The following is a 16,607-nucleotide window of genomic DNA, read 5'->3' as shown; positions in this document are numbered from 1 at the left end:
GGCGGGCGGCGTGGAGGACGGCGCGGCGGCGGTCGGGGTCAGCGGTCGAGGGTCGCGGGCGCGCGGGTCACCGGTTCGGGAGCGGGGCCGGGCCCGGGCAGGGGCCCCGGGGCCGGGTGCGGGTCAGGTCGCGGAGCGGGCGGCGGGAGCGGGTCGGGCTCCGGCGGCACCGGGCCGGGCGGCCTCGGGTCCGGCCCGCCGGGACCGGGTACCGGGCCGGGCAGCGGTCCCGGCCCCGGCGCGGGTCCCGGGCCGGGGGGCGGGGTGGGGCTGGGCGGGACGGGGTCGTTCGGGGGGATTCCCACGGTCGGTCGTTCCTCTCCGGGTCCGGAAGCTCTGCCACCGCGCGGCTACCCCGTCGGTGTCGGCCCACACCCGCTGCCGTCCGACGCCGGGGAGGGCTCGGGCGGGACCGGACCGGGCGGGACCGGGCCGGACCAGGCCGGACCAGGCCGGACCGGGTGCCGGTCAGAGCGCGGCGCGGTGGAGGGCGGCCAGCATGGCGGCGACGGCGACGGTGACCGGGGTGGTGCGGGTGCGGCGCTCGGCCCAGCGCCAGTCGCCGTCGGGGTTGACCTCCAGGAAGACCGGGGTGCCGTCGCTGAGGAGGAAGTCGAACGCGCCGTAGCGCAGGGACATCGCGGCGGCCAGGGTGCGGGTCGCGGCGGCGACCTCCGGCGGGGGCGACGGCAGAGCACGGACACCGAGCCGGTCGGGCGCGGTCCAGGGGTCGGCCGGGTCGGTCTTGGTGACCTCGAAGGCGTGCAGTTGCCCGCCGACGAAGTAGACCCGCAGTTCGGCCTCGTGCTCGACGTACTCCTGGACGATCACCGGCGGTCCGGGGCGCGGGCCGCCGGCCAGGTCGGCCCGGTCCAGCACGGTCGGGAAGATCCCCTGCAGCCGGCCGGGGACCGGCTCCACGAAGTGGTGGCCGGCCGCCTTGACGACCACGCGCGGGCCGTCGAACTCGTCGCGCACGAGGTGCGGGTCGGTGGTCAGCACGGCACGCGGCGCCGCGACCCCGTACCGGCGGGCGAGGTCCAGTTGGCAGAGCACCCCGGGGCGGTCGGGGCGGACCGCCGTCCCGGAGATCGCCGCCAGTTGGGCGGCCGCCGCCTGCCACGAGTCGCGGAGGAAGGCGCCGCGCGGCGTCCCGGCGGTGTCGGTGCCCTGCGGGACCGGGCCGCCCAGGAGCGCCGGACCGTCGAACCCGGCCGGGTCGAGGGCGGTGGCGGCGAAGTGGCGGATCCAGGTGACGGTGGGGGTCAGCTCGCGCCCGTTCAGCCGGACGGCGCGGCTGTCGGGGGCGATCGTCAGGGAGGTCGCGGCCAGTTCCTCGGCGTTCAGGCGGGCGGTGCGGATGCCGGCGCCCGCGAGCAGGTTCCGCACCGGGTCGAGGTCGGTGTCGCAGGCGCGGCTGAGCAGCAGGACGCAGGGGGCCGGTCGCGGGCGTGCGTCCAGGGTGCGGGCGGGGTCGTCGAGCTGGGCGAGGAAGGGCGAGCGCGGCGAGCGGGACGGGCGGGGCGCGCGCGAGGCGGGCGCCCCGGCGGGGCGGTCAGGCATCGGCGTCGGCGGTGGCCGTGGCGGCAGGGGTGGCGGTAGCGGTAGCAGTGGCGGTGACGGTGATGTCGGCGGTGGCGAGCAGGTCGTCGGCCATCGCCAGCAGCTTGCCGACGGTCGCGGCCACCTGGTCCGGGGCGCCGGGGAGCCGGTCGGCGACACGTTGCAGCACCGCCAGGTCGAAGGCCGCCGCCTTGCCGGGCACGGGCGCCGCCGCCACCGGGTCGGGGGCGGCGGAACGGAGGGTCACCAGGAGTTCCAGCACCGTCGCCATCTCGGTGGCCAGCAGGCCGAGCGAGGCCATGTCCCCGAGGTCGCAGCGCGGACGGCTGTCGCGGTCCAGCACGGACAGCACCCCGATGCAGTCGCCGTCGCAGATCAGCGGGGCGGCCATGATGCTGCTCGGCACATAGCCGGTGGACTCGGCGGCCGAGCGGGCGAACTGCGGGCTGTCCGCCACGTCGTCCACCACCACCGGCTGGCCGGTCATCAGCGCCCAGCCCGCGATACCGGTGCCGGCCGGGAAGCGGCTGCCCAGGAGATGGTGCTCCCCCTCCCCCGCCACCGCCTCGAAGACGAGGTCTCCGTCGGCCTCGTCCACCAGCAGCACGGAGGCGGCGGCCGCGCCGAACACGCTGCGGGCCACCTCCACGATCGACTGGAGCAGTCTGCGTTGCCGCAGCTCGGCACTCTCCAACGGGTCAGTCGACACGCGCACCTCCATCGGGTACGGCTACGTTCTCAGCGGCCAGGTAGAGGACGGACTTGAGCTGGAAGGGGGTGAGCGAGCGGTGCTTGCTGAGAATGAGCGCGCAGATACCCGCGATGTGCGGGGTCGCGAAGCTGTTCCCGGTGCTGAGCAGGTGGCGGCCGCCGGGTCCGGCCACCGGCACCCGTACACCCCGGGCGTAGAACTCCACCGGCGGTGACGGGTTGTAGTAGTACGTCATCGGGTTGGGGCTGTCGTGGCTGGCCACCGAGATGACCGAGGCGAAGGGCCACGGGTAGCTGCGCACCGGCATGTTGTGGGCGGAGGCGACGATGACGCAGCGGCGGAAGTAGGCGGAGTCGGAGAGGTCGCGCAGGGCGTCGCAGAACTCCGCCTTGGTCGTCGACAGGCTCATGTTGATGACGTCGTAGCCCTCCTCGATGGCCCAGGTCAGCCCGGCCAGCAGGGCGGCACCGCTGCCGTGCCGGCCGCCGGACAGGACGCGGACCGAGGTGAGCGCAGCGCCGGGGGCGACGGAGCGGATGACGCTGGCGCAGGCGGTGCCGTGGCCGGCCGCGTCGCCCGGCTCGGTCGGGGTGACGGTGAGGGCGCCGTCCTCGGCGCGCACCACGTCCATGGCCCGGTCGAGGCCGCCGACCAGTGGGTGTTCGGCGTCCACGCCGCTGTCCAGGACACAGACCCGCACGCCGGAGCCGTCGGCGCCGCCCCAGGCCCAGTCCTGGGTGAGGTGGCCGCCGAGCGGGCTGACGTCGAAGGGCTCCTGGGGCACGACGGAGACCGGCATGCTCCAGGCGGGCACTCCGGGGAAGTGGTCGCGCGGCGGGCGGCGCCAGGGCGGGAGGTGGAGGTCGGTCATCGTCGGGCACCTCCTCCGGTGCCGGGCGCGTCGGGTGGGGCGGGCACCTTGGGCGGGGCAGGAACGTCGGGTGGGGCAGGCACGACGGTATGGGCAGGCACGACGGGTGCGGCAGACACGACGGCAGGGGCAGGTGCGGCGCCGCCGGGGGCGCCCGTTCCCCCGGCGGCGAGCCAGGCGCGGACCCGTCCGGCGGGCAGCGCGGCCCCCTTGGCCTCGAACATCCGCAACGCCTCGGTCCCTTCAGCCGTCGCCCGCTCGGCCCGGCCGGCCGCGCGGAGCACGATCGCCAGATCGAACAGCGTCTCCCCGACCAGGCACGGGTCGTCGGAGTCCTCGCTCAGCCGGCGGGCCGCCGTGGCGGCGGCGACCGCCTCGGGGTGGTCGCCGCGGGCGGAGGCGAGGCGGGCGCGCAGCGCCGTCGCGCCCAGCCGGGCACGCGGGTTCCCGCCGTCCCTGCCGCGGTCCGGCTGGTCGTTGTCCCGGCCGCGGTCCCGCTCCCCGGACTGCTCGCCGGGCCTTCCGTCCGGACCGTCCGGCGGGTCGAGCGCGGCCAGTGCGACGGCGGCGGCGCCGGTCCGGCCCTGGGCGAACAGCTCGCGGGCGATGGCGACCTCCGTGGTCCGGGTGTCCGGGGCGTGCTCGGCGGCGCGCAGCACGCCGAGGCTCTGCCGGTAGCGGGCCTCGGCGACCTCGTGGGCCCCGGCCAGCGACTCGACGAAGCCCGCCGCGTCCAGCACGACGGCGTCCGCGAGGTCGGTGTGCACGTCGTGGGAGCAGGTGAGCGCCTCGGTGAGGGTACGGCGGGCGGCCGCCACGTCCCCGGCGAGCGCCTCCAGGTGGGCGCGGGCGACGAGCACGGGGATCAGCAGCGAGCGGTTGGCGGCGAAGCGTCGGCCGAGCAGCGCGCACAGCTCCAGCGAGGCGGCCACCGGGGTGGGCGTCCACTGGGCCAACTCGCACACAGCGCAGAGGAGTCGGTCCTCCTCGTAGTTGTCGGCGAGGACCCGGGCGCGGGCCAGTGCGAGCCGGAAGGAGGACTCGGCGGAGGCGGTGCGCTCGGCGGCGAGTTCGAGGTGGGCGTGCAGTTGGTGGAGCCGGGACCAGCTGCGGTCGTCGCCCGGGTCGTGCTCCAGCAGCGCGGTGAGGCGGTCCGCGTCGGCGGCGACGGCGGCGGGCGGGGCGAGGCCGAGCCGGAGGGCGACGATCCCGCGCTGGACGGCGAGGGTCGCCGCGGCGCGCGGGTTGCCGGGCAGCGCGGCCTCGGCGGCGTCGAGCGCGGCCCGGCACCGGGCCTCGTCCTGGAGCCAGATCCCCGCGTCGCAGACGTGCAGCGCGAGCGGGATGTGCCGGGGGTCCCCGACCGGCAGCAAGGTACGGCCGCGTTCGAGGAGCTGGACGGCGGCGGGGAGGTCCTTGCGGGCCAGCGCGCGCGTCCCCTCGGCGATCAGGGTCCCGGCCGCCGCCCCGGCCAGAGCGGGCAACTCGTGCTCGCCCGGCCGTAGTTGTCGGCGAAGCTGCCATCCGGCCTCGACGTGGTAGGCGACCGCCATCGGGTCTCCCGGGCGGGCGCGGGAGAGCCGGTCCGCGAGGAACCCGTGCCAGCGTTCCCGCCTGGTCTTCGGGGTGAACTCGTAGGCAGTATCCCGCAGCAGCGCCTGGGCGAAGCGGTAGGTGGCGGCGGGTCCGGGCTCGAAGACCCGGCGGCGGGCCAGCCGGGCGGTCGCCTCGTCGGCGGCGGCCGGCACCACGCCGTCGGCCTCGGCCATCGCCCGCAGCTGCCCGCGACTGAACTCGCGCCCGACGACGGCGGCGAGTTCCAGCAGTCCGCGCTCGGTGGCCGGGAGCCGGTCCAGCCTCGCACCGAGCAACGCCTGGACGGTGGGCGGCACATGGGTACCGGGGGCGGTCTCGGCGAAGACGTCCATGAGCTGTTCGGCGAAGAACGGGTTGCCGTCGCACAACGCGACCACCCGACCGGCCAGTTCCCGCTGTTCCTCGATCCGGAGGTCCTGCGGGTGGACGTCGCCGCGCAGGACCAGGCCGCCGACCAGGGCGGCGGTCTGCTCCTCGCTCATCGGCCCGAGGTCGACGGTGGTGGCGCACGGCTTGCCCCCGCCCCAGTCGGCGCGCTGGTCGAGCAGTTCGGGACGGGCGACGCAGAGCAGCAGGACGGGGACGTCGCGCAGCCAGGTCGCGATCTCGTCGACGAGGTCGAGCAGGGTCGCCTCCGCCCAGTGCAGGTCCTCCCAGACCATGACCACGGGACGGGAGCGGCCGAGCACCGCCAGGAGGTGGCGCACGGCCCAGGCGATGTCCTCGACGCCGACCTGTCCGGGGGGCGGGTCTGCGGGGTCGGCGGGGTCGGCGGAATCGGCTGGGTCACCGAGGGCGGGGTCGGCAACAGCGGGGTCGACGAGGGCGGGGTCGGCGACGGCGGCGAGGGTGCGGGTGACCAGGCGTCGCGTGCGGCCGTCCGCACGGTCGGGAGACCCGGCCTGCGCGGCGTCCTCGGCGAGCAGCCGCACCAGTTCGGGCCGGCCGCCGGGCAACGAGCCGAGCATCTCGGCGAGCGGCCGGTAGGTGATCCCCCGGCCGTAGGCGGAGCAGCGCCCGGCCAGCACCAGCGCCTCGCCGTCGGGCAGTCCGGACAGGAACTCCCGGACCAGACGCGACTTTCCGATGCCCGGAGCACCGAGCACGGTGGCGAGGCACACCTCGCGCCGCTCCCGGGCCCGCCGGTAGCCGCGTTCGAGCGCGGCCAGCTCGTCCGTCCGGCCGATGAACGGGGTGAGCGGGCCCGGGGCGTCGGCCGTCGCGTCCGGGGCGGTGACCCGCCAGGCCGGCACCGGGCGGGACTTGCCCTTCAGCCGCAGCGGTTCGACCGGTTCGATGCCCACCTGCGCCCGCACCATCGCGGCGGTGTCGGCGCAGATCAGCACCTCGCCGGGAGCGGCGGCGGTCTGCAGCCGGGCGGCCGTGTTGACGGAGTCCCCGACGACCCGGAAGTCGTCCCCCGGGCGGGTGATCACCACGACGTTGCCGGTGCAGATCCCGGCCCGGGCCTCCAGCTCGACCCCGTACCGGGCGGCGAGGTCGGCCGTGAGGCCGGCCAGCGCGGCGAGCGCGCCGGTGGCGGCCCGGACGGCGCGCAGCGCGTCGTCCTCGCGGGCGGCGGTGGCGCCGAAGGCGGCGAGGATCGCGTCGCCGATGAACTTCTCGACGACGCCGCCGTGTTCGGCGATGCAGGCGCCGCAGCTGGCGAAGTAGCGGTCCATGACGCGGCGCAGCGGTTCGGGGTCCAGTCGCTCGGCGAGGGTGGTGGAACCGACGACGTCCAGGAAGAGCATCGACACCTTGCGGCGCGATTCGCGCGGTTCGGCGACGACCGGGGGCGGAGCGGGGAACGCGGCGGACGCGGCGGACGCCGGGGCGAGCGGGGTGCCGCAGCCGGCGCAGAACCGGTCCGCCTCGGCGGTGCGGCGTCCGCACGCGGTGCAGCTCACGACCGCTCCTCGGGGGCGGGACCGACCGCCTCGCCCGGGTCGGCCCGGTCGGTCGGGTCGGCCCGGTCGGCCGGATCGGTCGAATCAGCCGGGGAGGCCGGGGCGTCGGCCGATGCCTCCCCGGGGACTTCCCCGTGCGCCTCGACGGCCATGGCCACGGGCTCGCGCGCCGGTTCGGCGTCGGGTCCGGCCGCGAGGGGTGCGGGCTCGTCGGGTACGGGCTCGTCGGGTACGGCCGCCGCGGGTCCGGGCCCGGCGGCCGGGGCCGTTCCGCTCGCCGGGAGGCCCACCCGCGCGTAGACGCCGGCGAGCACGACCACCAGCCCGGACACCGCGAAGATGGTGTCGATCGGGCCGAACCGCAGGCCCGCCACCGAGCCCGAGAAGTCCCGCAGCCCGCTGCCCGCCAACCAGCCGGACAGCACCGCCGTCAGCATCGCCGCAAGCCGGGTGACCGGGTAGAACACCGAGATCACCCGCCCCCGGAACTCCTGCGGGGTGGCGGCGAGCAGCAGTGGGGCCATCGCCGTGTTCAGCATGGTGATCGGCACCACGAAGACGAACAGCAGCGTCACGGCCGCCGGGAAGCCGGTCTGCCGCGAGTACAGCACCAGCAGCGCGCCGCTCGCGATCAGGCCGATCCAGGTCGTCCGGCGGGCGCCGATCCACTGCACGACCCGCCCGGCGGCGAGCGCGCCCGCGATCCCGCCGATGCCGAGCGCCATGCCGAGGTAGCCGTACGACTCGGCGGAGACGTGCAGGTTCCGGGTGGCGAAGAAGATGTTCAGGGTGCTCAGGGCGCCCATCCCGAGCTGGCCGATCACCGTGAGCAGCAACAGCGCGACCAGGAACCGGTTGTGCGCGAAGAAGCGCAGTCCCGCGGTGAAGTCCTTGAACAGGCCCGGTCGTTCGGCGGCCTTGCCGTTCCTCGGAGCGGCCGGTCCGGACCGCGCGGGGTGCACCGGCCGCAGGTCGGCCGTACTGATCGCGACGTACGACACCAGGTACGAGAGCGCGTTGAACAGCAGCGCCCACTGCAGGCCCACCGCGAACAGCAGCGGTGCGGCGAGCGGCGGCCCGATGATCCAGGCGGTCTGCCCGGTCGCCTGGGCGATTCCCGCCGCCCGGGCCCGGTCGGCCTCGTCCGTCACGAGTTCCGCGATGATCGAGAACCGGGCCGGGGTGAAGAACTGGCCGGCCGCGTTGAGCACCAGCACCATCACGTAGATCAGCGCCAGCCAGACGCCCGCGGGCAGTTCCCGGGTCGGCACGAAGGCGACGGCGGTCAGGACGGCGACCAGCCCGCCGCGCAGCACCTCGGTGCCGAGCATGGTGGCGCGCTTGTCCCAGCGGTCGACGAAGACCCCGGCGAAGGGCCCGACGAACATCACGGCCGCGCTGGTCGCCAGGACCACGCCGCTGACCGCCTGCGGGCCCCAGGACTTCCCCTCCGCCAGCACGGTCGCCACCCAGAGCACCAGCGTGGTGCTGAACACCGCGTCCCCGACCGAGGAGACCGCCTGGCCGAACCAGAGCCGGGTGTAGGTGGGGTTGATGAGGGTCGGCCGCAGCCGGCCGAGGGCCGTCACTGGGTGCGCCCCGTTCCGGGCATCAGCAGCGTCATCAGGGCGGTCACCAGGGTGGTGTGGTACGCCTTGGCGAAGTACTCGGCGGCCGGGTCGGCGGTGCTCGCACGGGTGGCGGCGGAGCGGCCGGGGATCGAGCCGTCCGGGCCCTGGGCACGGGCCAGGCAGTCGACGGCGGCCGCACCCTCGGGCGTGCCCGTCGGGTCCAGGCCCAAACAGACCTGGGTCATCAGGAGTTCGGCGGCGAGGTCCCACCAGTCGTGCCGGACGCAGTGGTCGAGCAGCCGGCCGGCCAGGGCCGCCGCCCCGGCCACCGCGCCGTCGGGCAGTCCCGGGCCGGTGCGGGCGAAGTCGCTGAGGTAGAAGGCGGAATGGGTGAGGGCGTAGGCCTCGGGGACGGTCACCGGCGGCTCGTCGGGGCGCTGCGCGGTGCCGTCCCGCCGCCGGCCCCGGGCCGCGGCAGTGGCCGGGAGGGTGACCAGGACGTTGCGGTCGGCCAGCTCCCGGTAGGACTCGACGCTGTGCGCGACCCCGGCCTTGTCCGCGTAGTAACGCAGTTCGAGCCGTTGGTAGGGCGAGCGCCCGGCCGGGGCGAGGTCGGCGGCGCCGAGCCGGGCGAGGCCGGACCGGAACGGCGCGTCGTCCGTCCCGGTGGGCGCGAGGGCGGCGCAGGCCAGCCGGTACTGGGTGGCGCCGCGCGGCTCGGCGGTGAGCAGGCGCGGGAAGCCGGGGTGCCGCCAGACGGCGCGGACCCGGGCGGTCGCCTCGATGCGGCGCGGGTCGTCCCCGGCGTCGAGGCGGGTCCAGCAGTGGGTGAGCAGGGCGAGTTCCAGCGCGGCCTTGGCGGGGCGGTGCGCGTCGCCCGGGCCGCCACCGCGGCCGCCGCCGAAACCGCCGGGCGCGAACGGGTCGAAGTGGTCGAGGTGGCGGCCGATCCAGCCGAGGGTGCCGGAACGGAGCCCGTCCAGGGCGGCGCCGGTACGGTCGGTGCCCGGACGATCGGTTCCGATGCCGTCGGTTCCGATGCCGTCGGCGTGGGCGCTGTCGGCTCCGATGCTGTCGGCGTGGGCGCTGTCGGCTCCGATGCTGTCTGCGTCGGCGCTGTCGGCGCTGTCGGCTCCGGCGCGCAGGCCGGGTGTCGTGGTCACAGGCGCCCCGTCTCGTCCAGGTAGTCGAGCAGCGCGGCGTCGACCGTGTCGTGGAACACGGCGAGCGTGCGCCGGTCCTCGTCGCGCCGGTAGAGGTCCTCGCAGCCGACCCAGCGGTCCCGGGTGAGGGCGCCCGGCAGGTAGCCGCCGGTAACGGTGCCGACCTCCCAGTCCGGCTTGCCCGCCGTCTCCCAGCAGCTGGCGAGGGTGCCGTCGGCGCTCACCACCGCGCCGTAACGGCCGTCCCCGTGCCCGCAGGTGGCGCACGGCCGGTGGGCCTGCGGGCGGGTCACACCGAGACCGAGGTCCAGGGCGCGGCGTTGCCAGCGGGTGAAGCGGGCGGAGAGGTCGCGGGAGTGCCGGAGGTCGTTGCCGTAGCCCACGCCGACATCGCCCACCTGGGCGAAGTACAGGGTGCAGCGGGCCGGGTCGAGCGCGCCGGCGAGCCGGTCGAGCAGGCTGTCCACGCCCCGGTAGGTCTCCTGGGAGACGTTGACCCGGAAGATCCACCGCAGCGGGGAGCTCTCGGAGGCGCGGGCGAGGTTGCCGACGATGGTGTCGAAGGTGCCGCCGCCCTCGGCCCGGCGGATCCGGATCCGGTCGTGGTCCGGCCGGTCCCCGTCGAAGGTGACCTGGACGGAGCGCAGGCCGCGGTCGGCGAGCCCGGTGGCGAGCGCCGGGGTGAGCAGGGTGGCGTTGGAGATCATCCAGGCCGAGGCGAGGCCGTGGCCGGCGGCCCGTTCGAGGAGTTCCAGGCAGCCGCGCGGGTTGAGCAGGGGCTCGCCGCCGAACAGCAGGATGCGGAGCTTCGCCAGCTCGGCGGCGGCCATCTGCCGGTCGGTGAAGTCGAGGATCTCGGTGATGGTCCGCGAGGTCAGCCGCTTGCGGGCGATCCGCGGCGGGCGGCTGCCGCCCGCGCCGTCCTGGGCGGTGTTCTGGAAGCAGTAGCCGCAGCCGAGGTTGCAGTGAGTGCTGGTCAGCACGGTCAGGGCGTAGCTGCGCGGGGCCGGGGCGGCCAGCAGGCCCTGCTCGCGCAGACGGCGTTCGGTGCCGGGCCGCAGGGTGCCGTCCTCGGCCAACTGGCCGGGGCGCAGCCGGGCGAGACCGCCGCCCGGGCCGAGGAACCACCAGTTGCGCTCGCCCCGGAGCAGGCGGGCTCCGGTGGCGGCGACCGTCGCGGGGCCGGACGTGCTCGCCGCGCTCACCGGGCACCGCCGCGCGCCGGGACGGTGGAGGCCGTGGGCGGCTGTTCGGCGGGTGCTGCCGGGCGCGGACGCAGCAGGACCACCGTCGCCAGGGCCACCACCAGCGTGGACTGGAAGGACTTGCGGAAGAGGTGGACGGCGCCGGCGCCGGCCGGGACCCGTTCGGTGGCCGAGCGGCCGGGGAAGGACCCCTCGGGCGACTGGGCCTCGGCGAGCAGGTGCAGAGCGGCCGCCCCCGAGGGTGTGGTCAGCGGGTCGAGCCCCAGGCAGTGCTGCGCCAGGACCAGCTTGGCGGTGAGGTCCCACTCACCGCGCCGGACGGACTCCTCGGTGAGCCGCTCGACCCGGTCGCGGGCGTGGGCGAGATCGGCCCCGCCGAGGCCCGGGTCGCGGAAACCGAAGTCGGCCAGGTGGAACACGGTGTGAGTGACGTTGCAGACCTCGAGGTCGGCCAGCGGCCGGCCGTCGGTGTGCCCGGCCAGCCGGCTGATCCGGTACAGCTCCGGATAGTCGGACAACTGGTGCCGCACACCAGCCAGTTCGGCGTAGTACCGGGTTTCCAGATGCAGGAAGGGCGACTTGTGACGTGGCGTCAGGAGGTCACCCGCCACTCCTTCGGCCAGGGCCGCCCGGTGCGGACCGTCGGGGTCGAGGCCGGCCGGGGCGAGCGCACCGTACATCAGCTGGAACTGCCGGGCGTAGCGCGGCTCGACGGTGAGCAGGGGCGGGTGCTCGGGGTTGCGCCAGACCTGCTCGACGGTCGCGGCGACGGCGGCCAGGTCGGGGTCGGGGGCGTGCGTCCGGGCGGGCTCCGCCGCTCCGGCGGCCCTCGCCCAGCAACGGTACAGCAGGGCGAGTTGCAGCAGCGCCTTGACCCTGGGGGTCACCGGCAGTTCGGCCCGGCCGGCCGGCTCGTCAAGGAAGCCGCAGTGCCGGCCGATCCACTGCCGCGTGCCCGCCGAGAGGCTCTCCACGGCCGCGAGGTCCGGGGCGGCTGTTCGAGTACCCATGGTTCTCCCTTGAGGTTGCGGGCTGCCGGTCGGACGTGCGGGCGGTCCGCTCGACGAGGTCGGCGGCGCGGTGCGGGGCGTCCGCCGCGGCCTCGGCGAGCCTGCGGCCGAGGCGGTGGGCGTGGGAGCGCAGCCGGTCGTCCCGCCAGGCCGTGTCCACCAGCCCGGACTGGTCCGGCTCGCCCGTGCGCGGGAGGTGGACGGCCGCGCCGGCCCGCAGCAGCGCACCGGCGAGGACTGGCTGCTCGGAGCCGTTGGGGGTGACGCCGAGCGGGCGGCCGCGCTGCAGGGCGCCGAGCACGGGCGCCGAGGTGCCGGCGGTCAGCACCAGTCCGGCCCGGTCGACGAGCGGCCCCAGCCAGGGCTTGCGGACGAGCAGGATGTCGGCGTGCGGGTCGGGGGCCGGCCCGGCGGTGCGGCCCTGTTCCACGACGGCCTGGTAACGGCCGCCGGTGAAGGTCGCGTTGAGGCGGGGCCACGGGGTGCCGCCGCCGAAGAACCGGCCCAGGTGCACATAGACGACCGGCTTGCCGCTGCGCGCCAACGCGGCGTCCACGGCGGCGAGTTCGCCGGGGTCGGCGGCGGGCTCCCAGGAAAGCGGGCCGATCCGGTGCACCTGCGGGGGCAACTCGGCTCCCGGGTACTCCAGTTCGGCGGTGCCCCGGAGCAGGAGCGCGTCACCGAGCAGGGCGGACGCGTCCGGCCCGCCGCCGGTCGCCGCGACCCCGGTCCGCGGTCGGCGGGACGGCCGGGCGGGCAGACCGACCTCCTCCCGGGCGGCGTCGTACAGCGCCAGCGTCTCCAGGGTCCGGTTCTCCCGGCTTCGGCCGTACTGCGGCTCGCCCGCGCCGCCGGAGCGGTAGGTCCACAGGTGGATCGAGAGCCCGATCACGACCACCGGGACGTCGAGCGTCTCGGCGGCCAGCAGCGCGCCGTTGCACAGCACCGAGGTCACCAGCAGGTCGGCGCGGGCCTGCCGGGCGGCGCGCACGGTCGCCCGGTACTGGGCGGAGCCCATGACGCCCCAGCGGGCGGCGGAGAAGGCCCCCTCGCCGCCGAACTGCTCCGCCGCCGCGAACGGCAGGCCTGCCTCGGCCGCGAACGGCGCGGCCGTGGAGCGGCCCAGCACCGACACCCGGTGGCCGCGGCGGCGCAGTTCGCGGCCGACGGCGAGCGCCGGGTAGAGGTAGCCGCCGTCACTGAGCGGGCAGAGCAGGATGTTCACGGGGCCTCCGGGCCAGGGGGCCGGGTCGGGGAGCCGGGTCGGGGAGCTGGGTCGGGGGCTGAGGTCGCGGTACGGCGGCCGCGGAGGGCTGCGGTCGCGGAGGACTGCGGTCGCGGAGGACTGCGGTCGCGGAGGACTGCGGCCGGGGGACTGCGCTCGCGGAGGACTGCGGTCGCGGTGCGGAGACCGCGGTGGAACCGGCCGAACGGGCCACCCGGCCGCCGGCGGCTCGGGCCGGGGCCGGATGACCCGCTCGGGCGTCATGACGTCACGGCGTCATGACTCGACAACCGGACCGGCCGACGTCACATGGCCGAACTGTTGTTGATGATGCAGATGTCCTCGACGAGACCGTCGTCCTCGACGTCGACGCTGTGCGCCACGACGTCGACCTCGTCCTCGGCCTCGGTCGGCTCCGGGTTGATGGAGTCACTCATGCTGACCTCCCTCTGCAGTGCGGCGTCCGCTACGCCGGCCCGGGAGAAACCTAGGGATCCCCGGTATGGCGGCGATTAGGCGCCGGTTCGATTTCGGTATGACGGTTGGTCATGTGCCGTTCCCCGCAAGGTTTCCGCTTCTTCGCGAGGGCGTCGCCGCCGCGGCCGGGCGGCCCGCGCCGCGCGGCTCGCTCAGTGCAGGTGGACCGGCACCCGGTCGGCGGTCCGGCCCGCCCGCTCCCGGGCGTACGCGTACAGCAGCGCGGGCATCTCGTACCGCACGGTGTGGGCCAGGCCCTCCGCGCCGGCGACGGTCAGCAGGCTCGCCTCCAGCAAGTCCTCCAGCACCCGGACGGCCGCCGCCGGGTCGCAGTCCAGCACCGCGGCCGCGCGGTCCAGGGTGAACACCGGCCGGGCCAGCAGGCCCAGCCGCAGCACCGCCCGGTGCGTGGCCTCCGGCAGCTCGCCGACCGACTCCGCCAGCCGCACCCGCACCAGCGGGTCGCCCCCGCACAGCTCGTCCAGCAGCGCCCGGCCGCCGCTCAGCCGCGCGCCGTACTCGCCCAGCGGGACGTGCCGCAGGAACGCCAGCCGGTCGGCGACCAGCCGCACCCCGAGCGGCAGCAGCCCGGTCGCCCGGACGATCCGGGCGGCGGACTCCCGGTCCGCGTCGACCCGTTCGGCACCGATCGTCCGGCCCAGGAACTCCACCGCCTCGTCCGCCGTGAACGGTGGCAGCCAGACCCGGTGGGCCCCCTCCAGTCCGATCAGCCGGGGCCTGGCGGTGACCACGACGGCGCTCTCCCCCGCCTCCGGCAGCAGCGCCCGCACCTCGGACTCGCGGCGGGCGTCGTCGACCACCACCAGCGCGCGACGCCCGGTCAGCCACAACTGCCAGGCCCAGCGCGGGTCCGGGCAGTCCGCTACGTGCGACGCACCGGCCGGCCCGTCCCGTTCACCGCAGGCGGTGGCGGCCAGCAGCTGGCGCAGGACGTCCTCCAGCGGGCGGAGGCGGCCGTCCTCCCCGCGCAGCCGGACGAACAGCCGACCGTCCGGGAAGTGCTCGGCCAACCGGTGCGCGGTGTGGACGGCGAGCGCGGTCTTGCCCGCGCCGAGCGGCCCGGTCACCACCGCCAGCCGGCCGGCGCCGCCGGTGAGCACCTCGGCCAGTCGGCGCACGGGGGCCGCGCGGCCGGTGAACGCGGGCGGGTCGGTGGGCAGCAGGTTCGGCGCCGCCCGGTGCGGGCGCGGCACCGGTGGCCGCAGCTCGGCGGGCGGTTCGGAGCGCGGCCGGACGGGGCCGGCGTCGCAGAGCAGCGAACGGTAGAAGCGCGCCAGGGCCGGACTCGGCGGCAGGCCGAGTTCATGGGCCAGCGCCTGCCGCAGGTCGTCGTAGACGGCGAGTGCCTCGGAGCGGCGCCCGGCCTGGCACAGGGCGGTCATCTGCAGCATCCGCAGCCGTTCGCGCAAGGGGTGCCGCTGGGCGGTCTCGGTGGCGCGCTCGATCGCCTCCGCCCCGCGCCCGGCGGCGAGTTCGGCATCCAGCCAGTCCTCGAACACACCGAGGAAACGGCGGTCGAGACGCTGGGCGGCGCTGTCGATCAGGGGGACGTCCCGGAACCCGTCGAGCGCCGAGCCGCGCCACAGCTCCAGCGCCTCGGCGAGCGCCCCCGCCCGGGCCCGCTGTTCGAAGCGGAGCGCGTCGAGCTCCACCTCGGCGGTGTGCAGGACGTAGCCGCCGGCCCGGTGGCTGATCCGGGTGACCACGGAGCCGGGGCCCGGACAGGACTCCGGGGCGGACTCGGGACCGGCCAGTCGGCGCAGCCCCGAGACGTACACCTGGAGGTTCTTGCGGGCGGTGCGCGGCGGCGCGTCGTCCCACAGTGCCTCGACCAGGGAGTCGGCCGACACCCGGGTATTCGCGTGGGACAGCAGCGCCGCCAGGAGAATCTGTTGTTTCCGGGATCCCGGATCGACCGCCCGGCCGTTCTCCAGCACGTGCAGCGGCCCGAGAATCCCGAATCTCACCGCCATCTCACGCCAACTTGATGACGAAGGAATGCCCTTCCACCTCGGCGTCCGAAACAGCGTCCAGGCGCTGTTTCACGGAATTGAGGACGGCGACCTCGTCCTCGCTGAGCCGGGACAGCACGTCCCGTTGCTCCAGTGTCAGCAGGTCGACCGGGTTGCCCGCCTGCCGGAGGGCGGCGAGGGCGTCGAATGTCATGGTCCCCTCCTTCTCGGATGCCAGATCATCATCACCGTCGTCCGGGAGGCCGTCCATGAGACCTTTGGGCCAGAAACCGCGCCCGTCGGGGGAGGACGCGAGAATCAGTGCGAGCAGTCCGGCCTGCAGTCTTGACCGGAGTCCCAGTTTCGCCAGAATGGCGGTGACGAACCGTTTGACGGTGCGCTCACTGATATTGAGTTCGTAGGCTATCGAGCGATTGTCGTACCCGAGGCCCAACAGCTTCAGCACGGTCCGCTCCCGGGGCGTCAGCTCCCGGGTCAGCGGCAGCGCCGCCGCCGGCGGTAGCGGCACCCCCGGCGCGCGCGGCGCTCCGCACGCCGGACACACCGGATCTCCACCACCCATCGACGGGATCCCCCCTCCGGCGGCACACCACTGCGGTGCCCTCATGCTGACGCTCCGGTCGGACACCGGCAAGAGGTCGAACGTGCCCGGATAATGCCAACATCACGCCCGGGAGCGGCGGTCAGGCCTCGCCGAACGGCTCGTCGCTCCACCGGAACCAGGCGCGCCCGCCGTCGACGTGCAGCAGGAACTCGGCCACCGGCCCCGTCGGCGCCAGCAGCGACAGCGCACCGGCGATCCGCTCGTAGCTCGCGTCGAACCGCTCGTACTCCTCCGCCTCCAGCAGCGCCGACGACTCCTCGAACCACGGCCGGACCTCTCCGAACGCCGCCGTCGGCACGAACCGCCCGTGCAGCCACGGGAAGTCCGCATCGTCGATCACGATCTCACCGAGCTCCTCCCCCTCCCGCACCAACCGCCAGCTCTCCCCCAGGAACCCCACCCGGCACCACCCGTCCTGTCGTCCGTCGATCGTCGTCCCTGGCGCTCGTCGTCGTCCGCCGGAGGCCCCGCCCGGAGGCCCCGCCCGGAGGCCCCGCCCGGAGGCCCGCCGCCCCTTGCCCGTCCCTCGCCCGCCCCGAGGTACCCCGCGCCCGTCGTCGCGGGCTGCGGGCAGCGGGTTGCGGGCACCGGGTTGCCCGAGCCACCACCTTCGCCCTGTGTCCGCACTTTGCAAAGTGCACTTTGCAAAGTGCGGACACGGGCCGAGGCCGCCCGGGGCGCCGCGAGCAGCGGCGCCCCGGCAGAG

The 16,607-nt window shown here is 75.7% G+C and carries 13 protein-coding genes; all 13 read right to left on the bottom strand.

Annotated features, from left to right (window positions below; genetic code table 11):
* Positions 1-468: 468 nt before the first annotated feature.
* The 13 genes from BLU95_RS34300 to BLU95_RS34240 all read right to left on the bottom strand — a co-directional run bounded on the left by BLU95_RS34300 (position 469) and on the right by BLU95_RS34240 (position 16,301).
* Positions 469-1,563 carry an ATP-grasp domain-containing protein gene (locus BLU95_RS34300; RefSeq protein WP_093863406.1) on the bottom strand — a complete coding sequence of 365 codons (1,095 nt, stop codon included), beginning with the start codon at positions 1,561-1,563 and terminating at the stop codon, positions 469-471.
* Entirely contained in the window at positions 1,556-2,272 is a 717-nt protein-coding gene (locus BLU95_RS34295; protein WP_231978026.1) for a GAF domain-containing protein, read from the bottom strand. The genes BLU95_RS34300 and BLU95_RS34295 overlap by 8 nt, the downstream gene beginning before the upstream one ends.
* Complete coding sequence (locus BLU95_RS34290) at positions 2,262-3,146, bottom strand: S8 family serine peptidase (RefSeq protein ID WP_093863404.1); 885 nt, start codon at positions 3,144-3,146, stop codon at positions 2,262-2,264. The genes BLU95_RS34295 and BLU95_RS34290 overlap by 11 nt, the downstream gene beginning before the upstream one ends.
* The gene (locus tag BLU95_RS34285; protein WP_093863403.1) at positions 3,143-6,652 is read right to left on the bottom strand and encodes an adenylate/guanylate cyclase domain-containing protein; all 3,510 of its coding nucleotides are present in this window, start codon (positions 6,650-6,652) and stop codon (positions 3,143-3,145) included. Before BLU95_RS34285 ends, BLU95_RS34290 begins: the two co-directional genes overlap by 4 nt.
* The gene (locus BLU95_RS34280) at positions 6,649-8,241 is read right to left on the bottom strand and encodes an MFS transporter (RefSeq protein WP_231978025.1); all 1,593 of its coding nucleotides are present in this window, start codon (positions 8,239-8,241) and stop codon (positions 6,649-6,651) included. The genes BLU95_RS34285 and BLU95_RS34280 overlap by 4 nt, the downstream gene beginning before the upstream one ends.
* Positions 8,238-9,386, bottom strand: coding sequence for a DUF6895 family protein (locus tag BLU95_RS34275; RefSeq protein ID WP_231978024.1), 1,149 nt, complete (start codon positions 9,384-9,386; stop codon positions 8,238-8,240). Before BLU95_RS34275 ends, BLU95_RS34280 begins: the two co-directional genes overlap by 4 nt.
* On the bottom strand, positions 9,383-10,591 hold the full coding sequence (locus tag BLU95_RS34270) for a radical SAM protein (RefSeq protein WP_093863402.1): 1,209 nt from the start codon (positions 10,589-10,591) through the stop codon (positions 9,383-9,385). The genes BLU95_RS34275 and BLU95_RS34270 overlap by 4 nt, the downstream gene beginning before the upstream one ends.
* On the bottom strand, positions 10,588-11,601 hold the full coding sequence (locus BLU95_RS34265; protein WP_197698654.1) for a DUF6895 family protein: 1,014 nt from the start codon (positions 11,599-11,601) through the stop codon (positions 10,588-10,590). Before BLU95_RS34265 ends, BLU95_RS34270 begins: the two co-directional genes overlap by 4 nt.
* Complete coding sequence (locus BLU95_RS34260) at positions 11,507-12,826, bottom strand: glycosyltransferase (RefSeq protein WP_231978023.1); 1,320 nt, start codon at positions 12,824-12,826, stop codon at positions 11,507-11,509. Before BLU95_RS34260 ends, BLU95_RS34265 begins: the two co-directional genes overlap by 95 nt.
* A gap of 305 nt (positions 12,827-13,131) precedes the next feature.
* The gene (locus tag BLU95_RS45300) at positions 13,132-13,263 is read right to left on the bottom strand and encodes a hypothetical protein (RefSeq protein WP_286158599.1); all 132 of its coding nucleotides are present in this window, start codon (positions 13,261-13,263) and stop codon (positions 13,132-13,134) included.
* 192 nt (positions 13,264-13,455) lie between these two features.
* The gene (locus BLU95_RS34255) at positions 13,456-15,291 is read right to left on the bottom strand and encodes an AfsR/SARP family transcriptional regulator (protein ID WP_159425107.1); all 1,836 of its coding nucleotides are present in this window, start codon (positions 15,289-15,291) and stop codon (positions 13,456-13,458) included.
* Between the two features lie 7 nt (positions 15,292-15,298).
* Positions 15,299-15,859: a helix-turn-helix domain-containing protein gene (locus BLU95_RS44595; protein WP_286158598.1), complete on the bottom strand. Its 561-nt coding sequence runs from the start codon at positions 15,857-15,859 to the stop codon at positions 15,299-15,301.
* A 121-nt stretch (positions 15,860-15,980) separates the two neighbouring features.
* On the bottom strand, positions 15,981-16,301 hold the full coding sequence (locus BLU95_RS34240; RefSeq protein ID WP_093863400.1) for a hypothetical protein: 321 nt from the start codon (positions 16,299-16,301) through the stop codon (positions 15,981-15,983).
* Positions 16,302-16,607 lie beyond the last annotated feature (306 nt).

The organism is Streptomyces sp. TLI_053, assembly GCF_900105395.1.
Classification (GTDB): Bacteria; Actinomycetota; Actinomycetes; order Streptomycetales; family Streptomycetaceae; genus Kitasatospora.
This window is presented reverse-complemented; position numbering and strand designations above follow the sequence as displayed.

Bases quoted from the DNA above. Each gene is read 5' to 3' on its own strand.
- BLU95_RS34300 (WP_093863406.1), bottom strand. From the start codon at position 1,563: ATGCCTGACCGCCCCGCCGGGGCGCCCGCCTCGCGCGCGCCCCGCCCG.
- BLU95_RS34290 (WP_093863404.1), bottom strand. From the start codon at position 3,146: ATGACCGACCTCCACCTCCCGCCCTGGCGCCGCCCGCCGCGCGACCAC.
- BLU95_RS34265 (WP_197698654.1), bottom strand. From the start codon at position 11,601: ATGGGTACTCGAACAGCCGCCCCGGACCTCGCGGCCGTGGAGAGCCTC.
- BLU95_RS45300 (WP_286158599.1), bottom strand. From the start codon at position 13,263: ATGAGTGACTCCATCAACCCGGAGCCGACCGAGGCCGAGGACGAGGTC.
- BLU95_RS44595 (WP_286158598.1), bottom strand. From the start codon at position 15,859: ATGGGTGGTGGAGATCCGGTGTGTCCGGCGTGCGGAGCGCCGCGCGCG.